Raw genomic sequence first — 16,283 nt, forward strand, 5'->3', positions numbered from 1 at the left:
GCAATAGCCGGACGTCGTAGGCTCGTGGGTGATGAGCAACTCCGCGCAACGCGATGCGAAGGACACGCGCGACGAATCGTCGCGCGCGGGCGACACCGATCGCATCCAGATCGCGCAGTTGCTGGCGTACGCGGCCGAGCAGGGCCGGCTGCAGATGAAAGACTACGAAGACCGGCTGACCAGGGCCTATGCGGCGACCACCTATGAGGAGTTGGATCAGCTCCGGGCCGATCTGCCGGGTTCGCCGATCAACCCGCGGCGGGGCGGCAAGCCCAACCCGGCGCCGTCCACTCTGCTGCTGGCCCTGTTGAGCGGGTTCGAGCGGCGGGGCCGGTGGAACGTGCCGAAGAAGCTGACCACCTTCGCCTTGTGGGGCAACGGCGTGGTGGATCTGCGCTACGCCGACTTCACCTCGACCGAGGTCGACATCCATGCGATGTCGATCATGGGGGCGACAAAGATTTTGCTGCCGCCCGAAGTCAACGTCGAGATTCACGGCCGCGGCGTCATGGGCAACTTCGACCGCAGCGTCCTCGGCCAGGGCACCCCCGGCGCACCGAAGGTGAACATTCGCGGCTTCTCCCTGTGGGGTGCCGTCGGCATCATTCGCAAGGCCCGCAGGCCTCGCGGCTAGCGTCAGCCGGGCACGTAGTCGAACTTATCGGGGTTGGGCCCGTTCCTGCCTGCTTCACCTTTGTCCAGGGCTGAGATCGCGTCCATGTCGGAATCATCCAACTCGAAGTCGAAGAGCTGGAAGTTCTCCTTGACCCGTTCCGGGGTCACCGACTTGGGGAAGACGATGTCGCCGCGCTGAATGTGCCAGCGCAGCACCACCTGCGCCGCCGACTTGCCCCGCGCCTCGGCGATGCGGTTGATCACCGGATCATCGAGCACCTTGCCCTGCGCGATCGGTGCCCACGCCTCGGTGGCGATGCCATGCTCGCGCCCATACGCGCGGACCTCTGTGTTCCCGAAGTACGGATGGAGCTCGATCTGGTTGACCGACGGCACGGTGTCGGTTTCGGCGGCGAGCCGCTCCAGGTGTGCGACTTGGAAATTCGAGACGCCGATGCTGCGCGCGCGCCCGTCGCGAGCGAACTCTTCGAACACCTTCCAGGTCGAGACGAAGTCGCCGTCGTAGAGGGTGGGCAGCGGCCAGTGAATGAGGAACAGGTCGACGTAGTCGGAGTCCAGCGCCTTCAGGGTTCGGTCGAAGGCACGGCGCGCGTCGTCGGGTTTGTGAAAGCCGTTGTTGAGCTTGCTGGTGACGAACACGTCGCCGCGGTCGAGACCGGCGTCGCGGATGCCTTGCCCGACTTCCTTTTCGTTGCCGTACATCTCGGCGGTGTCGATATGCCGGTAACCGATCTCGAGCGCCGTCTTGACCGCCGCAGCGGTCTCGTCGGGCTTGATCTGAAACACGCCGAAGCCCAGCTGCGGAATGCCGACACCATCGTTGAGTTCGATCGTTGGAATCTTGCTCATGCGTCTCCTCCTTCTCGCTCCGTGTACCCGGTCGAGTGAGCACCTATCCGTTGGGGGTCCGTTGGCGGCTTAGCGGCGGCGGGACCGGAGGTAGTCGCCCACCACGGCCGCGCCCAGGCCGTCGAGGTCGGGCACCACCACGCGCCCCTCGACACGCCGCGCGACCTGGTCGATGAACCGGGCCAGGCCGGGGTCGCTGCCCAGCCGGAAGATGGTGATCTGCGCGCCCAGGCGGGCCATGTCGTCGAACCCGCGCACGGTGTGCGCGATGGTCCGAGGATGCGGCGGGTAGTCGAAAAACACAGTGGTACCGTCACCTTCGAAATCCTCCAGGTGAGCGGTGGGCTCCCCGTCGGTCACCACCAGGACGACGGGCTGCGCGTTAGGATGCCGCCGGAGGTGCCGGCCGGCCAGCGCCAGGGCGTGATGCAGGTTGGTGCCCTGCTCGTAGACGCCCTCGAGACCGGTGAGCTCGGCCGCGGTCACCGTTCGGGCGTAGCGGCCAAACGCGATGATTTGCAAGGCATCCGAGCGAAACCGGGTGCACACGAGATGGTTGAGGGCCAGCGCCGTCTGCTTCATCGGCAGCCAACGGTTCTCCATGACCATGGAGAACGAGGTGTCGACCAGCAGCGCCACCGCCGCCTGCGTGCGCGTCTCGGTCTCGGAGACCTCGACGTCGTCGACGGTGATCTTCAGCTGTCCGACCGCGCCGTCCGGCGCGGCCGTTCCCGCCTGCCGCAGTACGGCATTGGTCAGCGTGCGGGAAATGTGCCACGGTTCGGTGTCGCCGAACTGCCAGGGCCGGGTGGCGCCGGTGAGTTCGCCGGCCGCGCCCGCGCGCCGATGGTCCCGCTCGCCGCGTCGGCCGGAAAGTTGTTGCGCCACATCGCGCAGCGCCGTCTCGCCGAGCCTGCGCATCGCCTTGGGCGAGAGGCGCCACTGTCCGTCGGAACCCCGGTCCAGAAAGCCCTGATTGACCAGTGCGCGCTCCAATTCGGTGAGCGTGCGGGCGTCGACGGCGGCCTGGTCGCCGAGTTGGCGTGCCAGCGCGTCAAGATCGACGTCGTCCATGGTGGCGCCCGGATAGCTTTGCGAGAGCTGCTCGGCCAGCTGCTCGAGCTCGGCGACGTCGGCCAGCGCCTGGGTGCCCTCGCCCATCCCAAACGGGTTGTCGCCGGAGAACTGTTCGGACCCGCTCCAGTCCTCCCCCGGCCGGGCGGCCTGCAGGTGCGCGTCCAGCCGATTCAGCGCCTGCATCAGCGAAGGAGACCCGAATGCCTGCTGCGCCAAGGCATCCAACTCGGCCCGCTGGTCCGGGCTCAGGCTGTTGCGGAACCGTTGCGCGGCGGCGGCGCGCTTGGCCAAGGAATCCAGCAACTCGTCGACGTTGCGCGGGTTCTCCGGGAAGAACTCGCCGTGCTTGTCCATGAAGCCTTGGAAGTCCTGCTGGCTGTCCTCACCGCGGGCATGCTTGTCCAGCAGCTCGTTGAGGTCGTTCAGCATGTCGTTGACGCGCTGGCGGTCCTCGTCGGTGGCGCCCTGCAGGGCCTCCTTCATGCCGGCGAACCGCTGATCCAGCATCTCGCGGCCGAGCAGATCCTTGATCTGGTCGTACTTCTCGCGGGCCTCGTTGCTGCGCCAGTTGTAGTCGGAGAGTTCCTGAACGGCCTTGGCCGGCGAGGCCGGCAGGGCGTCGAGCTGCAATTCGCCGAAGCGGGCGTCGTCGTCGAGCGCGCGGGCCAGTTCTTTGCGTTCGGCCAGCACCGCCTCGTCGAGCAGCTTCTTGATCTCCTGCAGCGTGCCGTCTAAATTGTTGCGGCGCAACAGTTCCCGTCGGCGACGGTTCGCCTCCGCCGCCAGCCGGTCGGCCCCGGGCATGTTCTTGGTGCCGCGGCGCAGCAACTCGGACAGCGCGCGGCGCGGCGACGTGCCGGCCATGACGTCCTGCCCGATCTGCTCGAGGGCCTCGCGCAAATCCACCGGCGGGGCCAGCGGGTCCGGCCCGCCGGTGTACGCCGAGTATCGCGACGAATGGCCTCTAGCCATAGACGGTTTGGCCCTCTCCGGATACCTTGTCGATCCGCTTGGCCAGGTACAAGGCCTCCAGCGCGAGTTCGAGCGCGGCGGCGCGCTCGCCCTCCGACTGGGCGTTGACCTTGGCGGCGATTTTCTCCACCACCGGCAGGGCCGGAACCGCGGCCAGCACGTCCTTGGCCGAAACCCGCTCACCGGTCGTGACCGCGGAGCCGCCCTCGACCGCCGACACCAACGACCCGACGTCGATGCCGCCGAGCACCCGCGACGCGGTGTCGGCCGTCGCGCGGCGCAGCAGGTGTTCGAGGACGGCCTGCTCGCGGCCTTCCTCACCGGACTCGAATTCCAGCTTGCCGCGCAGGACGTCGATCACCGTGCCCAGGTCGACCACCCGGGCCACCGGATCGGTCTCCCCCAGCATCGCGCCGCGGTGCCGGGCGGCCGCCGCCACGGTTTCGGCCGCGGCGATCGCGAACCGCGCAGACACCCCGGAGCGTTGGTCGACGGAGTTGGACTCCCGCAGGTACCGGGCGAACCGGGCGATCACCTGCATCAGGTAGTCGGGCACCTGCGCGGACAGGTGCGCCTCCTGCAAGATCACGCCCACCTCCGCCTCGAGCTCCAGCGGGTAGTGGGTGCGGATCTCCGCACCGAACCGGTCCTTGAGCGGGGTGATGATGCGGCCGCGGTTGGTGTAGTCCTCCGGGTTGGCGCTCGCGACCACCAACACGTCCAGCGGCAGCCGCAGCGTGTAGCCACGGACCTGAATGTCGCGCTCCTCCATCACGTTGAGCATCGACACCTGGATGCGCTCGGCGAGGTCGGGAAGCTCGTTGACCGCGACGATGCCGCGGTGTGCGCGGGGGATCAGGCCGTAGGCGATGGTTTCCGGATCCCCGAGGCTGCGGCCCTCCGCAACCTTGATCGGGTCGATGTCACCAACGAGGTCCGCGACGCTGGTGTCGGGGGTTGCCAGCTTCTCGGTGTAGCGCTCGCTGCGGTGCTTCCACTCGATCGGCAGGTCGTCGCCCAGGGTGGCGGCCTTGCGGATCGACTCCGGCGTGATCGGCGAATAGGGATGCTCGCCCAGTTCCGCCCCGGCGATCACCGGCGTCCACTCGTCAAGCAGCCCGGTCAGCGCGCGCAGGAGCCGGGTCTTGCCCTGGCCACGTTCGCCGAGCAGGACGAAGTCGTGCCCGGCGATGAGCGCCCGCTCCAGTTGGGGCAGGACGGTGTCCTCAAAGCCCAGAATTCCCGGCCAGACCTCATCGCCCTCCGCCAACGCGGTCAGCAGGTTTTCCCGGATTTCCTGTTTGACTCCCCGTTCACGATGGCCGGCGGCACGCAGTTCGCCGACGGTGCGGGGCAGATTGCTGGGTGATGGCACCACTCCACGCTACGCGTTGGCCAATGGCCCCACGCGCCGAGCGTTCAGTGCGCGAAGTGGCGGGCGCCGGTGAGGTACAACGTGACGCCGGCGCTGGCCGCCGCCGCGGTCACCTCGTCGTCACGCACCGACCCACCGGGGTGCACGATCGCTTTCACCCCGGCGGCGGTCAGCGTCTCGAGTCCGTCGGGGAACGGAAAGAACGCATCCGATGCGGCGACCGCACCGCGGACTCGGTCACCGCCGCGCTCGACGGCGAGCCGAGCGGCGTCCACCCGGTTCACCTGTCCCATGCCGACGCCGATGGTCGCGCCGCCGGCGGCGATCACGATGGCGTTCGACTTGACCGCCCGGCAAGCCCGCCACGCGAAGACCAGGTCGGTCAGCGTGGCCGGGTCGGCGGGTGATCCCGTCGCCAGCGTCCAATTCGCCGGGTTGTCACCGTGCGCGTCGAGCTCGTCACGTTGCTGCACCAGCAGGCCACCGCTGATCGGCCGGAGCTCGGTGCCGCCGGTCAGCGGTTCGGAGGCCACCAGCACCCGGATGTTCTTCTTGCGCGTCAAGGCTTTCAATGCCTCCGGCGCGTACGCCGGCGCGATGATGACCTCGGTGAAGATGGTGCTCACATACTCGGCCATCTCGAGACTGACTTCGGTGTTGGCCGCGATGACGCCGCCGAAGGCGCTCAGCGGATCGCATTCGTGGGCCTTGCGGTGCGCGTCGGCCACCGATTCCGACGAGATGGCGATCCCACATGGGTTGGCGTGCTTGATGATTGCGACGCACGTCTGTTCGTGGTCGAAGGCGGCCCGCCAGGCCGCATCCGCGTCGGTGAAGTTGTTGTACGACATCTCTTTTCCGTGCAGCTGCTCGGCTTGCGCCAGTCCCGGCCAGGCGGTGGGGTCGCTGTAGAGCGCCGCCTGCTGGTGCGGGTTCTCGCCATAGCGCAGCATCGTCGAGCGGTTCCAACTGCGCCCCAGCCACTTGGGGAACGCCGTCGGCGGGTGCTCGGGCGCCAGCGTCGACTCCATCCAGCCCGCGACGGCGATGTCGTATTCGGCGGTGTGCTGAAACGCCAGCGCGGCCAGCTTTTTGCGCTCGGCGAGGGTAAAGCCGCCGTGCCGCACCGCGGCGAGCACGCCGTCATAGCCGCGTGGGTCGGTGATCACCGCCACGCTGGGATGGTTTTTCGCGGCCGCGCGGACCATCGAGGGCCCACCGATGTCGATCTGCTCGACGCATTCGTCGATGCTGGCGCCGGAGTCGACGGTCTCGCTGAACGGGTAGAGGTTGACCACGACGAGTTCGAACGCCGCAACGCCAAGTTCCTCGAGCGCCGCGGCGTGCTCGGGTTTGCGGAGATCGGCCAGCAGGCCGGCATGCACCCGCGGGTGCAGCGTCTTGACCCGTCCGTCGAGCACCTCGGGAAAGCCGGTCAACTCCTCGACCCGCGTGACCGGAATCCCTTTTTCGGCAATGGTCTTCGCCGTCGACCCGGTCGAGACGATCTCGACGCCCGCGTCCGCCAGCCCCCGGGCGAGTTCGACGAGCCCGGTCTTGTCGTAGACGCTGATCAACGCGCGGCGGATCGGTCTTTTCGCCGTCTCCGGCCATTCGTCGGTGCTCATCGGTTGGTCGCCTTTCGTCCGATCGTCGCTGTTCTTCCGACCAGGGTCAGGCCGCCGGTCGCGATCTCGGCCACCACGTCCACCAGGAGCTTCCGTTCGGTGACCTTGATGCGTTCATGCAGGGTCTCTTCGCTGTCGCCGTCGAGCACCGGCACGGATTGCTGCGCCAGGATCGGCCCGGTGTCCGTCCCGGCGTCCACCAGGTGCACGGTACAACCTGTGACCTTGACGCCGTAGGCCAACGCATCGGCCACGCCGTGCGCGCCCGGAAACGCCGGCAATAAAGCCGGATGAGTATTGATGATCCGGCCGTAGAAGCGCGAGAGAAACTGGGGCCCAAGTATTTTCATGAAACCCGCCGACACCACCAGATCGGGCGAGTGCGCGGCGGTGGCTTCGGTGACGGCCGCATCCCACGCGGCGCGGTCGGGGTGATCGCCGAGCCGGGCGGTGAACGTCGGCAGCGACGCCCTCGCGGCGATCTCGGTGGCCAGGCACTCGCGATCGGCACCGACCGCGACCACGCGGGCGGGGTAGTCGCCGACGGCGGCGTCGAGCATGGAGCTCAGCAGCGATCCGGTGCCCGATGCCAATACCACCACCCGCGCCGGCGCGCTCGGGGGCACATGGAGCGGTTCGGCCACAAGCAGAGAGCCTAGTGGGAGCTACTCGTCGGGCTCGCGGTCGGGCGCGGTCGGCTGCCCTTCGTCGGGGGGCGGCAAGGTGTCGTCGCCCACCGCCTCGGCGTCGTCGCCGACCAGCGCGTCGTGCGCGGCGAACTCCTCGGGATCGGCGAGATCCGGCGGCGGTTCGTCGTCCGCCTCGTCGAAGGCCCCGGCGAAGTCCGCCGGTTGTTCGGGCGCGGCGGGCGCGGGCTTGGGCCGCCGGGGCCGGGCCCGGACGCCGCCGCTCATCACCAGGGTGATCCCGCCGACAACCGAGAACCAGAAGAACACCCCGATGAGTGAGGCGCTCTGGTCGACGCCGACATCGCCAAAGTTTCCCAGCCGGCCGCTGCCGCCGTATGCGAGCAGGGACATCGCCAACGCCCCCGCGACGGAGGCGACGAGAAGCTTGGCCGTCGCCGGAATCAGCGGGAGCGCCCGCCGAGCGCACTGCTGCCCGACCGCCACCCCGGACGCCGCGCCGATGATGAGCAGGGCGACCCACACCGGCCCCAGCGGCGGGTGGGGCGCGGCGGCCAGGATCGGCAGCGCCGGAATGTCGCCGCCGAAGACGGTGAACGAACTGAACGTCGCGAAGCCGAGGTGGGCGCTGGACCCTACCGCCATCGCCGAGGTGCCGACGATGACGTTGGGCGCGTACAACATCGACAGCACCGTAAGGCTGAACTGCCCGAATATCGAATCGGTGATCCCGTAGAGATCTTGCATCGTCGCCCAATGCACCACCAGCGACGCCGCCGTGACCAAGCCCGAAAGCCCGAGCAACGCCAGCACACCGGCCGACGCCGCGCGCAGGGCATCACCGAGCCAAAACGGCAGGGACGAGGCCGCCAACGCCCGTCGCCCCACCCGGGACCACACACCGATCGCGGCGCCGAGCGCATGCACGACGAGCACGCTGGTGAACGCGCGCAGGGCGCTGGGCGTCTGCAGCTCGGTGATCACCGACGACGCGTCGTGGATGACGGCCAGGGCGATCGCCGCAATCAGCAAGGGACCGCCCACCGCCGACGCGACCACCCAGCGGACGACCAACCACGAGGAATACGGAGAGGTCGCCCGCGCCGTGCTGCGCGCGGTCGCCCAGATCATGAGCAGCACCGGCAGCAGCGGCATCACGCCCAGTTCGCGGCCGCCGATCGAGATCGGCACCTGGTGCACGCCCAGCCACATGCTGGCGATCGCGCCCAGCGCGCCGGTCATGTCGCTGTTGGCGATCAACAACTGCAGCAACGTGACCGCGGCGATGATGACCAACGCCACCACCGCCGGACCGAACGCCACACGGACGAGGTCACGCGCCTGGCGAGCGCCCGCTGGCCGGTTGTCCGCGCCTTCCGACACCCTTTTCACTCTTCGGCGTACGTCCCGACTAGGCGCGAGGGCGCACGGTTAGGAGGGCGCGGGACCAGACGGCGACGAGGGCGGCTGCTGCTCCTGGCCGTACGGCTGCTGGCCCCCGCCCTGGCTGGAGTAGTTGGGCGCCGAACCCTCGGACCCCGAGCCGGCCGCGGGCGGCGGGCTGAAGCTGGGGAATCCGGTGGGCGGCGTGGACGGTCCTTGTTGCGCGGTCGCTTGGGGCCCGGACTGCGGCTGGGCACCGAAACCGCCGGTCGGAACCGCGCTTTGGGTCGGGGCCTGGCTGGCGGGGTAGCCGCCGTACTGCGACCCGTACCCGGGGTGCTGCGGCTGCTGCTGGCCAGGCTGACCGTAGTAGGGCTGCTGGCCGTACTGCCCGTACTGGCCGTATTGGCCGTACTGGGCGTAGGGGTCGTACTTGGGCCGCGGCGCAGGCGCCGTGATGACGCCCGCCTCCAGCAGGACGACGACGACGGCGGCGATCGCCTGGAGCACGCTGCACGCGACCAGGGGCCACATCGCCCAGCCGATCGCGACGCCGGCCGGCAGGTTGATCGTCTCGGTGACGGCCAGCAGCGCACCGAGGACCGCGATGACCGCGACGACTCCGGCGTAGGTCTTGGCCTTGGGCAGCAGGCTCAGCCCCGCGAGCAGCGCGGCCAGCACCGCGACGATGACCGCCGTACCCGCGTCACCGGCGCGTCCGCCGACGCCCGGGCCGAGCTCGGAGCCGATGGTGAACGTCGGCCCGAAGTTCAGCAGATATACCGCCAGGCCGAGCACGACCACCGCGATGTTCAGGTAAAGCGGGAGCTTCGTCGTGCCGTCGTCGTCCTTGGTGAACGACGGCGTGGCACCTGAGTAGGAGCCCCCGGGCGATGCGGGCTGATATCCGGGGCTACCGGGCGAGTAGGTCATGGCTCCTCCTGTTGCTTCCAGTGCCTTGAAGTGCCTTTGCGGGCGCCACAGTTGCGTCGCGACGCTGTGCTTGCGGGCGCGCCGTTCCATAAAACGCCGTGCCCGGCGGTTGCGTTGCGACGCGATCGATCAACCACGCTAGCGCACTTCGGAACGCCGGTGCCGTGGCCACCGGCTTGGACGCCGATCCGTGCCGCCACGACGGCGGCTTGCTCAGCGCAGGTAGAACACGTTCTAATTCTCTCCATGGATTACGGGCTTGTGCTTTTTACCAGCGACCGCGGCATCTCTCCGGCATCGGCCGCGAAGCTTGCCGACGAACACGGCTTCACGACCTTTTACGTGCCGGAACACACCCACATCCCGATCAAGCGCGAGGCGGCGCACCCGACGACGGGCGACGCCTCGCTGCCCGACGACCGCTACATGCGGACGCTAGACCCATGGGTAAGCCTGGGCGCGGCGTGCGCCGTCACGTCGCGGGTGCGGCTGTCCACCGCGGTGGCGCTGCCCGTCGAACACGACCCCATCACGCTGGCGAAAAGCATTGCCACCCTCGACCATTTGTCCGGCGGACGCGTCAGCCTCGGCGTCGGGTTCGGGTGGAACACCGACGAGCTCGCCGATCACGGCGTGCCGCCCGCGAGGCGCCGCACCATGCTGCGCGAATACATCGAAGCCATGCGGGAGCTGTGGACCAAGGAGGAAGCGGCCTACGACGGCGAGTTCGTCAAGTTCGGGCCGAGCTGGGCGTGGCCCAAGCCCGTGCAGCCACACATTCCCGTGCTGGTCGGCGCTGCCGGTAACGAGAAGAACTTCAAGTGGATCGCCCGCAGCGCCGACGGCTGGATCACCACCCCGCGCGACTTCGACATCGACGAGCCGGTGAAGTTGCTGCAGGACACCTGGGCGGCCGCCGGCCGCGACGGCGCCCCGCAGATCGTCGCGCTGGACTTCAAGCCGATCCCCGAGAAGCTCGCCAAATGGGCCGAGCTGGGGGTCACCGAGGTGCTGTTCGGGCTCCCCGACCGCCCCGAGGACGAGATCGCCGCCTACGTCGAGCGGCTGGCGGGCAAGCTGGCCGCCCTCGTCTGAGAACCCTTCGTACCGCGACCCGGCTGTCAGGCCAGCGTGCAGCGGTTGCCGTAGTCGAAGGAGCGCACCCGCACCGAGTGCCCGAGTGGGTCGCCGTCGATCAGCAGCGCGAGCAAGTCGTCGTCCTCGGTGGTGGACAGGAACCGGCTGCCGTCGTCGAGCCGGCCGACGATGATCCCGGTCGGGCGGCCATCGTCGCGGCGCACCGTGTAGGTCTCGACGGCGCCGACGCCGTCGGCCTGCTCGGTGACCGACAAGGTCGGCCAGTCGGCGACCTGAGCCTGCACCTGCGCGCTGCGGTCAGGCTTCCACTCCGCCGGGATGGTGGAGTACACGCCGACCGAGTACTTGCTCAGGATGCCGCCGTTGGCGCCCACCAGGCCGAATTCCCCTGGAACCCTTCGCATTTGCGCGACGGTCTCGGCGACGGCGTGCATCGAATAGTTGTTGCCCGCGCCGCCGAAGAACGGCAGCCCGCCGGTCAGCGTCAGGCCGCGCGGATCGTCGGGCGCGATGCCCATGCCGTCGCAGATGTTGAACACCGGCACCGGAAAGCAGCTGTACAGATCGAAGGCGGCGACGTCGTCGATGCCGATGCCGGCGATCGCCAGCGCCTCACCCACCGCCAGCACGTGCGACGGCGCATGCCCGAGATCGGGCCGCTCGAGCAGCGCCTGTTCCTCGATGTCGGCGTGGCCGTGCAGGTACACCCAGTTCTCCTCGGGCACCCCGAGGCGACGCGCCGCGTCAACCGACATCAGCAGCGCGGCCGCGCCCTGATTCACCTGGTCGCGGGCGACCATCAGCCGCGGGTACGGCTCCGCGATCATCCGGTTGCGGTCGGTCACGGTGATCAGTTCGTCGACCGAACGCTCCACCGGCGCGGCGGCGAACGGATTGCTGGCGGCGATCTTGGTGAACGGCGCGAACAGCTCGCCCATCCGCCGCCGGTATTCCGCCGGCCCCAGGCCGGTCCCGGCCCGCCGGGCGTTTTCCAGCAGCGCGTACTGGATCGGCGCGCTGGTCAGCCCGTGCATGACGGTGTAGCGCGAGACAAGCTTCTCGATGCCCTGGCCCCGGTCTTCCAAGTCCCCGTCGACCGTCTCGCTGAAGTCGGGCTTGGCTTCGGCTTTCGCGAAGTAGCGCAGCGTCGAGGTGGCATCCGAACCGAACACCATCGCGACCTGGGAGCGGCCCGCGGCGATCTCTCCCGCCAGCTCGCTGATCAGGTGCTGCGGCCCCTGTCCGCCGACGATTTCGAGGATGGCGCGAGCGGGCGCCGCACCAATGCGGTTGGCCACGGATCGCGGGTAGTTGTTCGACCGCCCCAGCGGGGCGTTGATCACACCGGAGATCTCGAACTGCCGGACGCCGGCCACGGTGTCGATGGCCGACGCGGCGTCCTCGACACCACAGTCGCCGACGGCGGCCCGGGCCGCGGCGGCGGCCAGCTCGACCGGCGACATCCCCCGGTAGTTCGGGTCGTCGATGCGTTCGGCGGCCTGCCCCACACCGACGACGACGGGGGTGTTCGGGTCGAGATTCATAGACCAACTATCTACCGCAGGTCCGTCTCCCGGCCTAATCGGGGGTCGCCGAGCCCAGGTCGATGGTGGCGACCCGCTACAGGCTCTGCAGGATCTCTCTGGCCAGCGCCGCGGTCTCCGACGGCGTCTTGCCCACCCTGACGCCGGCCGCCTCCAAGGCCTCCTTCTTGGCGGCCGCGGTGCCCGACGAGCCGGACACGATGGCGCCCGCGTGGCCCATCGTCTTGCCTTCCGGCGCAGTGAATCCCGCGACGTAGCCGACAACCGGCTTGGAGACATTGGCCTTGATGTAGTCGGCCGCGCGCTCCTCGGCGTCGCCACCGATCTCACCGATCATCACGATGACCTTGGTGTCAGGATCCTTCTCGAAGGCCTCGATGGCGTCGATGTGGGTGGTGCCGATGACCGGGTCCCCGCCGATGCCGATCGAGGTGGAGAAGCCGAAATCGCGCAGCTCGTACATCATTTGGTAGGTCAGCGTGCCGGACTTGGAGACCAGCCCGACGGGCCCGGGGCCGCTGATGTTGGCGGGCGTGATGCCGGCCAGCGCCTCGCCCGGGGTGATGATGCCGGGGCAATTCGGCCCGATGATGCGCGTCTTGTGGCCCTTGTCCAGGTTATAGGCCCACGCGTATGCGGTGTCCTGCACCGGAATTCCCTCGGTGATGACGACCAGCAGCGGGATCTCGGCGTCGATGGCCTCGATGATCGCGTCCTTGGCGAATTTCGGCGGCACGAAGACGACGGACACGTTGGCGCCGGTCTCCTTGATCGCTTCGGCGACCGTGCCGAACACGGGAAGTTCGACGTCCTTGCCGACGGGGTCGACGTGCGAGACGGTGGTGCCCGCCTTGCGGGCGTTCACCCCGCCCACCACCTGAGTGCCCGCTTTGAGCATGAGCGCGGTGTGCTTGGTGCCCTCGCCGCCGGTGATGCCCTGGACGATGACCTTGGAATCTTTGTTCAGGAAGATCGACATTGCTTGGCTCCCTTACTTGTTCGCCAGCTCGGCGGCTTTGTCGGCACCGGCGTCCATGGTCTCGGCCTGGATCACCAGCGGGTGGTTGGCTTGGGCCAGGATGCGGCGCCCCTCGTCGACGTTGTTGCCGTCGAGCCGGACGACGAGCGGCTTGTTCGCCTCGTCACCGAGCATGTTGAGCGCCGTCACGATTCCGTTGGCGACGGCGTCGCACGAGGTGATGCCCCCGAACACGTTCACGAAGACGCTCTTGACCTGCTTGTCGTTCAGGATGACGTCGAGGCCCGCGGCCATGACTTCGGCCGACGCGCCACCGCCGATGTCCAGGAAGTTGGCCGGCTTGACGCCGTTGTGCTTCTCGCCCGCGTACGCGACGACGTCAAGCGTGGACATCACCAGGCCCGCGCCGTTACCGATGATGCCGACCTGGCCGTCCAGCTTCACGTAATTGAGGTCGTGCTCTTTGGCCTTGAGCTCCAGCGGGTCGGTAGAGGCACGGTCTTCGAATTCCGCGTGCTCGGGGTGGCGGAAGTCGGCGTTCGCGTCGAGCGTGATTTTGCCGTCCAGCGCCAGGATTTGGTCTTTCGGGTCGCGCACCAGCGGGTTGACCTCGACCAGCGTGGCGTCCTCGGCGACGAAGAGCTCCCACAGCTTGTTGATGGTCACCGCGGCCGCATCGAGCACCTCGGCCGGCAAGTGGCCCTGCTCGGCGATGGAACGCGCCGTCGCGAGATCGACCCCGTTGACGGCGTCCACGGGGACCTTGGCGAGCCGCTCGGGCTTGGTGGCGGCGACCTCTTCGATCTCCATGCCGCCTTCGACGGAGCACATGGCGAGGTAGGTGCGGTTGGCGCGGTCGAGCAGGAAGGAGATGTAGTACTCCTCGGCGATGTCGCTGGCCTCGGCGACCAGGAGCTTCTGGACGATGTGGCCCTTGATGTCGAGGCCGAGGATGTTCTTGGCGTGCTCGTAGGCGTCCTCGGGCGTGGCGGCATATTTCACGCCGCCGGCCTTGCCGCGGCCACCGATCTTGACCTGCGCTTTGACCATCACCGGCCGGCCGATTTCGGTGGCGATCTCGCGAGCGCCCTCGGCGGTGTCGGTCACCCGCCCCGGCGTAGTCGGTACGTTGTGCTTGGCGAACAATTCTTTTGCTTGATACTCGAAAAGGTCCATGGACTCTCTGTCTTCGCTCGACTCAACTACTAGGCCTCTTGATGGGCGGTGCCGCGTTCGGCAACTCGCACGGACGAACTGTATCGACCCTCCTACCGGCCTTTACCGGCGCGTCCGGCGATGTGGCACAGCTCACCGCGTCCCGGCGTACCCCGTTCGTGACCCAAATCACAATTTCAATCGGATTGCGCGACGAGGTTGCCAGTTCCGCACGTCAGCGGATACCGTCCTAGGGTCCAGATAACGGTATGGTCACGATACGAGGACATTTCAGCTTGCCCCAGCATCGTTTGGCTCCTTCTACTGCTGAAACAGCAGGTGTGGTGCGGGTTGGTCGCGCGGCCGGTGGCCGAGGGATTGAGCCCCATCGCAACGAAGTCACCGAGATCCTCCCGCTCGACGGCTTCGACTTCGATGACCTGGATTGGCGCGAAGAGGTCAGCGATCTCGGCGAACTCGACTGCAGCAACGACTCAACCTTCGACAACGAAGCGCAGGTCTTGCTGGCCCCCGAACTCGACGACCTGAACGAGGCCGACGACCCGGCCCCGCTGTGGCTGGCCGCCCCGGTCACCGAGGTGCTGCCGCGGGTGATCGTCAGGTCCGCCGCCGAGTCCCGCATCGCTCGCGCGCACGACGTCGTCGGTGTGGCACGACGCGGAGGGCAGCATCGCAAGGAGCCGACGAGCGCGGCCCGCGGCCGCCTGCTGATCTCGGCGATGGCGGCCGGCGCGGCCGCCGCGGCGGCCCACACCGCCACCAGCCATGCCGACACCCCCAAGACCGAGGCCGTGCTGACCGCGAACGCGTCGGCGCTCACCGGTGGATCGGGCAACAGCAATACCGTCCGGGGCCCCCAGGTGGTCGCGCTCGAGCCGGCGGCGACCGCCGCCCTGCACAACCAGGAGCTCGCCAAGGGCGTCGCCTACGCCAACGATCGCGCTCAGCGTGAGGCGCGATTGCAGCAGCCGCTCTACGTGATGCCGACGAAGGGCATCTTCACGTCGAATTTCGGTTACCGCTGGGGCGTGCTGCATGCCGGCATCGACCTGGCCAACTCGATCGGCACACCGATCTACGCGGTGTCCGACGGCGTCGTCATCGACTCCGGGCCGGCCGCCGGCTACGGGGCGTTGGTCAAGCTCCGCCACGCCGATGGCACGGTCACGCTCTACGGCCACGTCAACACGACGCTGGTCAGCGTCGGCCAGCGCGTGATGGCCGGGGACCAGATCGCCACCATGGGCAACCGCGGCAATTCCACCGGCCCGCACCTGCATTTCGAGGTGCTGCAGGGCGGCACCGAACGGATCGACCCCGTCCCGTGGCTGGCTAAGCGGGGTCTTATGGTCGGTAACTACGCTGGTTGAGGTGACCGCGCCGAATCAACCATCTCCCGGTCCGCAGCCGCCCGAGTCCACTCCGCCGTCGGACTCCAAGACGCGGATCATCCGCCGCGCACCGACCGGGCCGATCCCGATAACACCGGAATCGCCGACGAGCTTCATCCCACCGCAGCCACCGCCGTACCCGGGCGCCGCTCGCGCGGGACGCCAAGCCACTTCGGGTGAGCCGAGCGGCCGGACGGCCGTCGCCGCCTGCGCCGTCAGCATCGTCAGCGGGTGGGCCACGTCGGTGGTGGCGACGGACCTGATCGCCGGCTGGTGGCGAACCGACCGCCTGTTTTGCATCGCCGTCGCGTTCCTGGCCCTGGTGTTCGCGACGACTACCGTTTCCGGCGTGATCATGTTGCTGCAGCACCGGCCTTTTGGGCGCTACCTCATCGTCGCCGGTGCCGTGGTCGCCGTGCTGACCTACCTGGGCGTGTTCATCGCCGGTGCCCGCGTCGCGTGGATAGTGCACCTGCTGCCGCTGCTCCCGATCGCCAGCGTGGTGCTGGCGATGCACCCGCGAACCAAACGCTGGCTGGAAGCCTGACCCGCGCCGAAGCGGTTGCCGGCCCGGCGCCCGACCATTAGGCGACTT

14 protein-coding genes are annotated in these 16,283 nt (G+C 68.4%); 4 read left to right on the top strand and 10 right to left on the bottom strand.

Annotation, left to right across the window (positions count from 1 at the left end; translation table 11 throughout):
- The first annotated feature begins 31 nt into the window (after positions 1-31).
- Positions 32-634, top strand: a complete 603-nt coding sequence (locus A5756_RS22080; RefSeq protein WP_066957465.1) for a DUF1707 domain-containing protein — start codon at positions 32-34, stop codon at positions 632-634.
- Between the two features lie 2 nt (positions 635-636).
- Here A5756_RS22080 and A5756_RS22085 read toward each other — a convergent pair whose 3' ends face one another.
- The 7 genes from A5756_RS22085 to A5756_RS22115 all read right to left on the bottom strand — a co-directional run bounded on the left by A5756_RS22085 (position 637) and on the right by A5756_RS22115 (position 9,500).
- Positions 637-1,485: an aldo/keto reductase gene (locus A5756_RS22085; RefSeq protein ID WP_066957467.1), complete on the bottom strand. Its 849-nt coding sequence runs from the start codon at positions 1,483-1,485 to the stop codon at positions 637-639.
- A 69-nt stretch (positions 1,486-1,554) separates the two neighbouring features.
- The gene (locus A5756_RS22090; RefSeq protein WP_066957469.1) at positions 1,555-3,534 is read right to left on the bottom strand and encodes a VWA domain-containing protein; all 1,980 of its coding nucleotides are present in this window, start codon (positions 3,532-3,534) and stop codon (positions 1,555-1,557) included.
- Entirely contained in the window at positions 3,527-4,912 is a 1,386-nt protein-coding gene (locus tag A5756_RS22095) for an ATP-binding protein (RefSeq protein ID WP_066957472.1), read from the bottom strand. Before A5756_RS22095 ends, A5756_RS22090 begins: the two co-directional genes overlap by 8 nt.
- A gap of 41 nt (positions 4,913-4,953) precedes the next feature.
- On the bottom strand, positions 4,954-6,537 hold the full coding sequence (gene purH, locus A5756_RS22100) for a bifunctional phosphoribosylaminoimidazolecarboxamide formyltransferase/IMP cyclohydrolase (RefSeq protein WP_066957474.1): 1,584 nt from the start codon (positions 6,535-6,537) through the stop codon (positions 4,954-4,956).
- Positions 6,534-7,181 carry a phosphoribosylglycinamide formyltransferase gene (gene purN / locus A5756_RS22105; RefSeq protein ID WP_066957475.1) on the bottom strand — a complete coding sequence of 216 codons (648 nt, stop codon included), beginning with the start codon at positions 7,179-7,181 and terminating at the stop codon, positions 6,534-6,536. The genes purH and purN overlap by 4 nt, the downstream gene beginning before the upstream one ends.
- Positions 7,182-7,202: 21 nt before the next feature.
- Positions 7,203-8,576: a DUF6350 family protein gene (locus A5756_RS22110; protein ID WP_082948240.1), complete on the bottom strand. Its 1,374-nt coding sequence runs from the start codon at positions 8,574-8,576 to the stop codon at positions 7,203-7,205.
- A 39-nt stretch (positions 8,577-8,615) separates the two neighbouring features.
- Complete coding sequence (locus A5756_RS22115; RefSeq protein ID WP_066957800.1) at positions 8,616-9,500, bottom strand: DUF5336 domain-containing protein; 885 nt, start codon at positions 9,498-9,500, stop codon at positions 8,616-8,618.
- A gap of 246 nt (positions 9,501-9,746) precedes the next feature.
- On the opposite strand from A5756_RS22115, the gene A5756_RS22120 reads away from it, so the two are divergent.
- Positions 9,747-10,595: an LLM class F420-dependent oxidoreductase gene (locus A5756_RS22120; protein WP_066957480.1), complete on the top strand. Its 849-nt coding sequence runs from the start codon at positions 9,747-9,749 to the stop codon at positions 10,593-10,595.
- Positions 10,596-10,621: 26 nt separating this feature from the next.
- On the opposite strand, the gene A5756_RS22125 is transcribed toward A5756_RS22120, so the two are convergent.
- The 3 genes from A5756_RS22125 to sucC form a co-directional block, all read right to left on the bottom strand.
- Positions 10,622-12,142 carry an acetyl-CoA acetyltransferase gene (locus A5756_RS22125; RefSeq protein WP_066957482.1) on the bottom strand — a complete coding sequence of 507 codons (1,521 nt, stop codon included), beginning with the start codon at positions 12,140-12,142 and terminating at the stop codon, positions 10,622-10,624.
- Between the two features lie 76 nt (positions 12,143-12,218).
- Positions 12,219-13,121 carry a succinate--CoA ligase subunit alpha gene (sucD, locus tag A5756_RS22130; RefSeq protein WP_066957483.1) on the bottom strand — a complete coding sequence of 301 codons (903 nt, stop codon included), beginning with the start codon at positions 13,119-13,121 and terminating at the stop codon, positions 12,219-12,221.
- A gap of 12 nt (positions 13,122-13,133) precedes the next feature.
- Positions 13,134-14,297 carry an ADP-forming succinate--CoA ligase subunit beta gene (sucC, locus tag A5756_RS22135; RefSeq protein WP_066957486.1) on the bottom strand — a complete coding sequence of 388 codons (1,164 nt, stop codon included), beginning with the start codon at positions 14,295-14,297 and terminating at the stop codon, positions 13,134-13,136.
- A gap of 323 nt (positions 14,298-14,620) precedes the next feature.
- On the opposite strand from sucC, the gene A5756_RS22140 reads away from it, so the two are divergent.
- Complete coding sequence (locus A5756_RS22140; RefSeq protein ID WP_066957802.1) at positions 14,621-15,667, top strand: M23 family metallopeptidase; 1,047 nt, start codon at positions 14,621-14,623, stop codon at positions 15,665-15,667.
- A gap of 1 nt (position 15,668) precedes the next feature.
- Positions 15,669-16,235 (top strand): hypothetical protein, encoded by a 567-nt coding sequence (locus tag A5756_RS22145; protein ID WP_066957488.1) that lies wholly within the window; start codon positions 15,669-15,671, stop codon positions 16,233-16,235.
- The last annotated feature ends 48 nt before the right edge of the window (positions 16,236-16,283 follow it).

Origin of the sequence: Mycobacterium sp. 852002-53434_SCH5985345, assembly GCF_001667155.1 — a bacterium.
In the GTDB taxonomy this organism is placed as follows: domain Bacteria; phylum Actinomycetota; class Actinomycetes; order Mycobacteriales; family Mycobacteriaceae; genus Mycobacterium.

Bases quoted from the DNA above. Each gene is read 5' to 3' on its own strand.
- purH (WP_066957474.1), bottom strand. From the start codon at position 6,537: ATGAGCACCGACGAATGGCCGGAGACGGCGAAAAGACCGATCCGCCGC.
- sucC (WP_066957486.1), bottom strand. From the start codon at position 14,297: ATGGACCTTTTCGAGTATCAAGCAAAAGAATTGTTCGCCAAGCACAAC.
- sucD (WP_066957483.1), bottom strand. From the start codon at position 13,121: ATGTCGATCTTCCTGAACAAAGATTCCAAGGTCATCGTCCAGGGCATC.
- A5756_RS22115 (WP_066957800.1), bottom strand. From the start codon at position 9,500: ATGACCTACTCGCCCGGTAGCCCCGGATATCAGCCCGCATCGCCCGGG.
- A5756_RS22090 (WP_066957469.1), bottom strand. From the start codon at position 3,534: ATGGCTAGAGGCCATTCGTCGCGATACTCGGCGTACACCGGCGGGCCG.
- A5756_RS22085 (WP_066957467.1), bottom strand. From the start codon at position 1,485: ATGAGCAAGATTCCAACGATCGAACTCAACGATGGTGTCGGCATTCCG.
- A5756_RS22120 (WP_066957480.1), top strand. From the start codon at position 9,747: ATGGATTACGGGCTTGTGCTTTTTACCAGCGACCGCGGCATCTCTCCG.
- A5756_RS22080 (WP_066957465.1), top strand. From the start codon at position 32: ATGAGCAACTCCGCGCAACGCGATGCGAAGGACACGCGCGACGAATCG.
- A5756_RS22125 (WP_066957482.1), bottom strand. From the start codon at position 12,142: ATGAATCTCGACCCGAACACCCCCGTCGTCGTCGGTGTGGGGCAGGCC.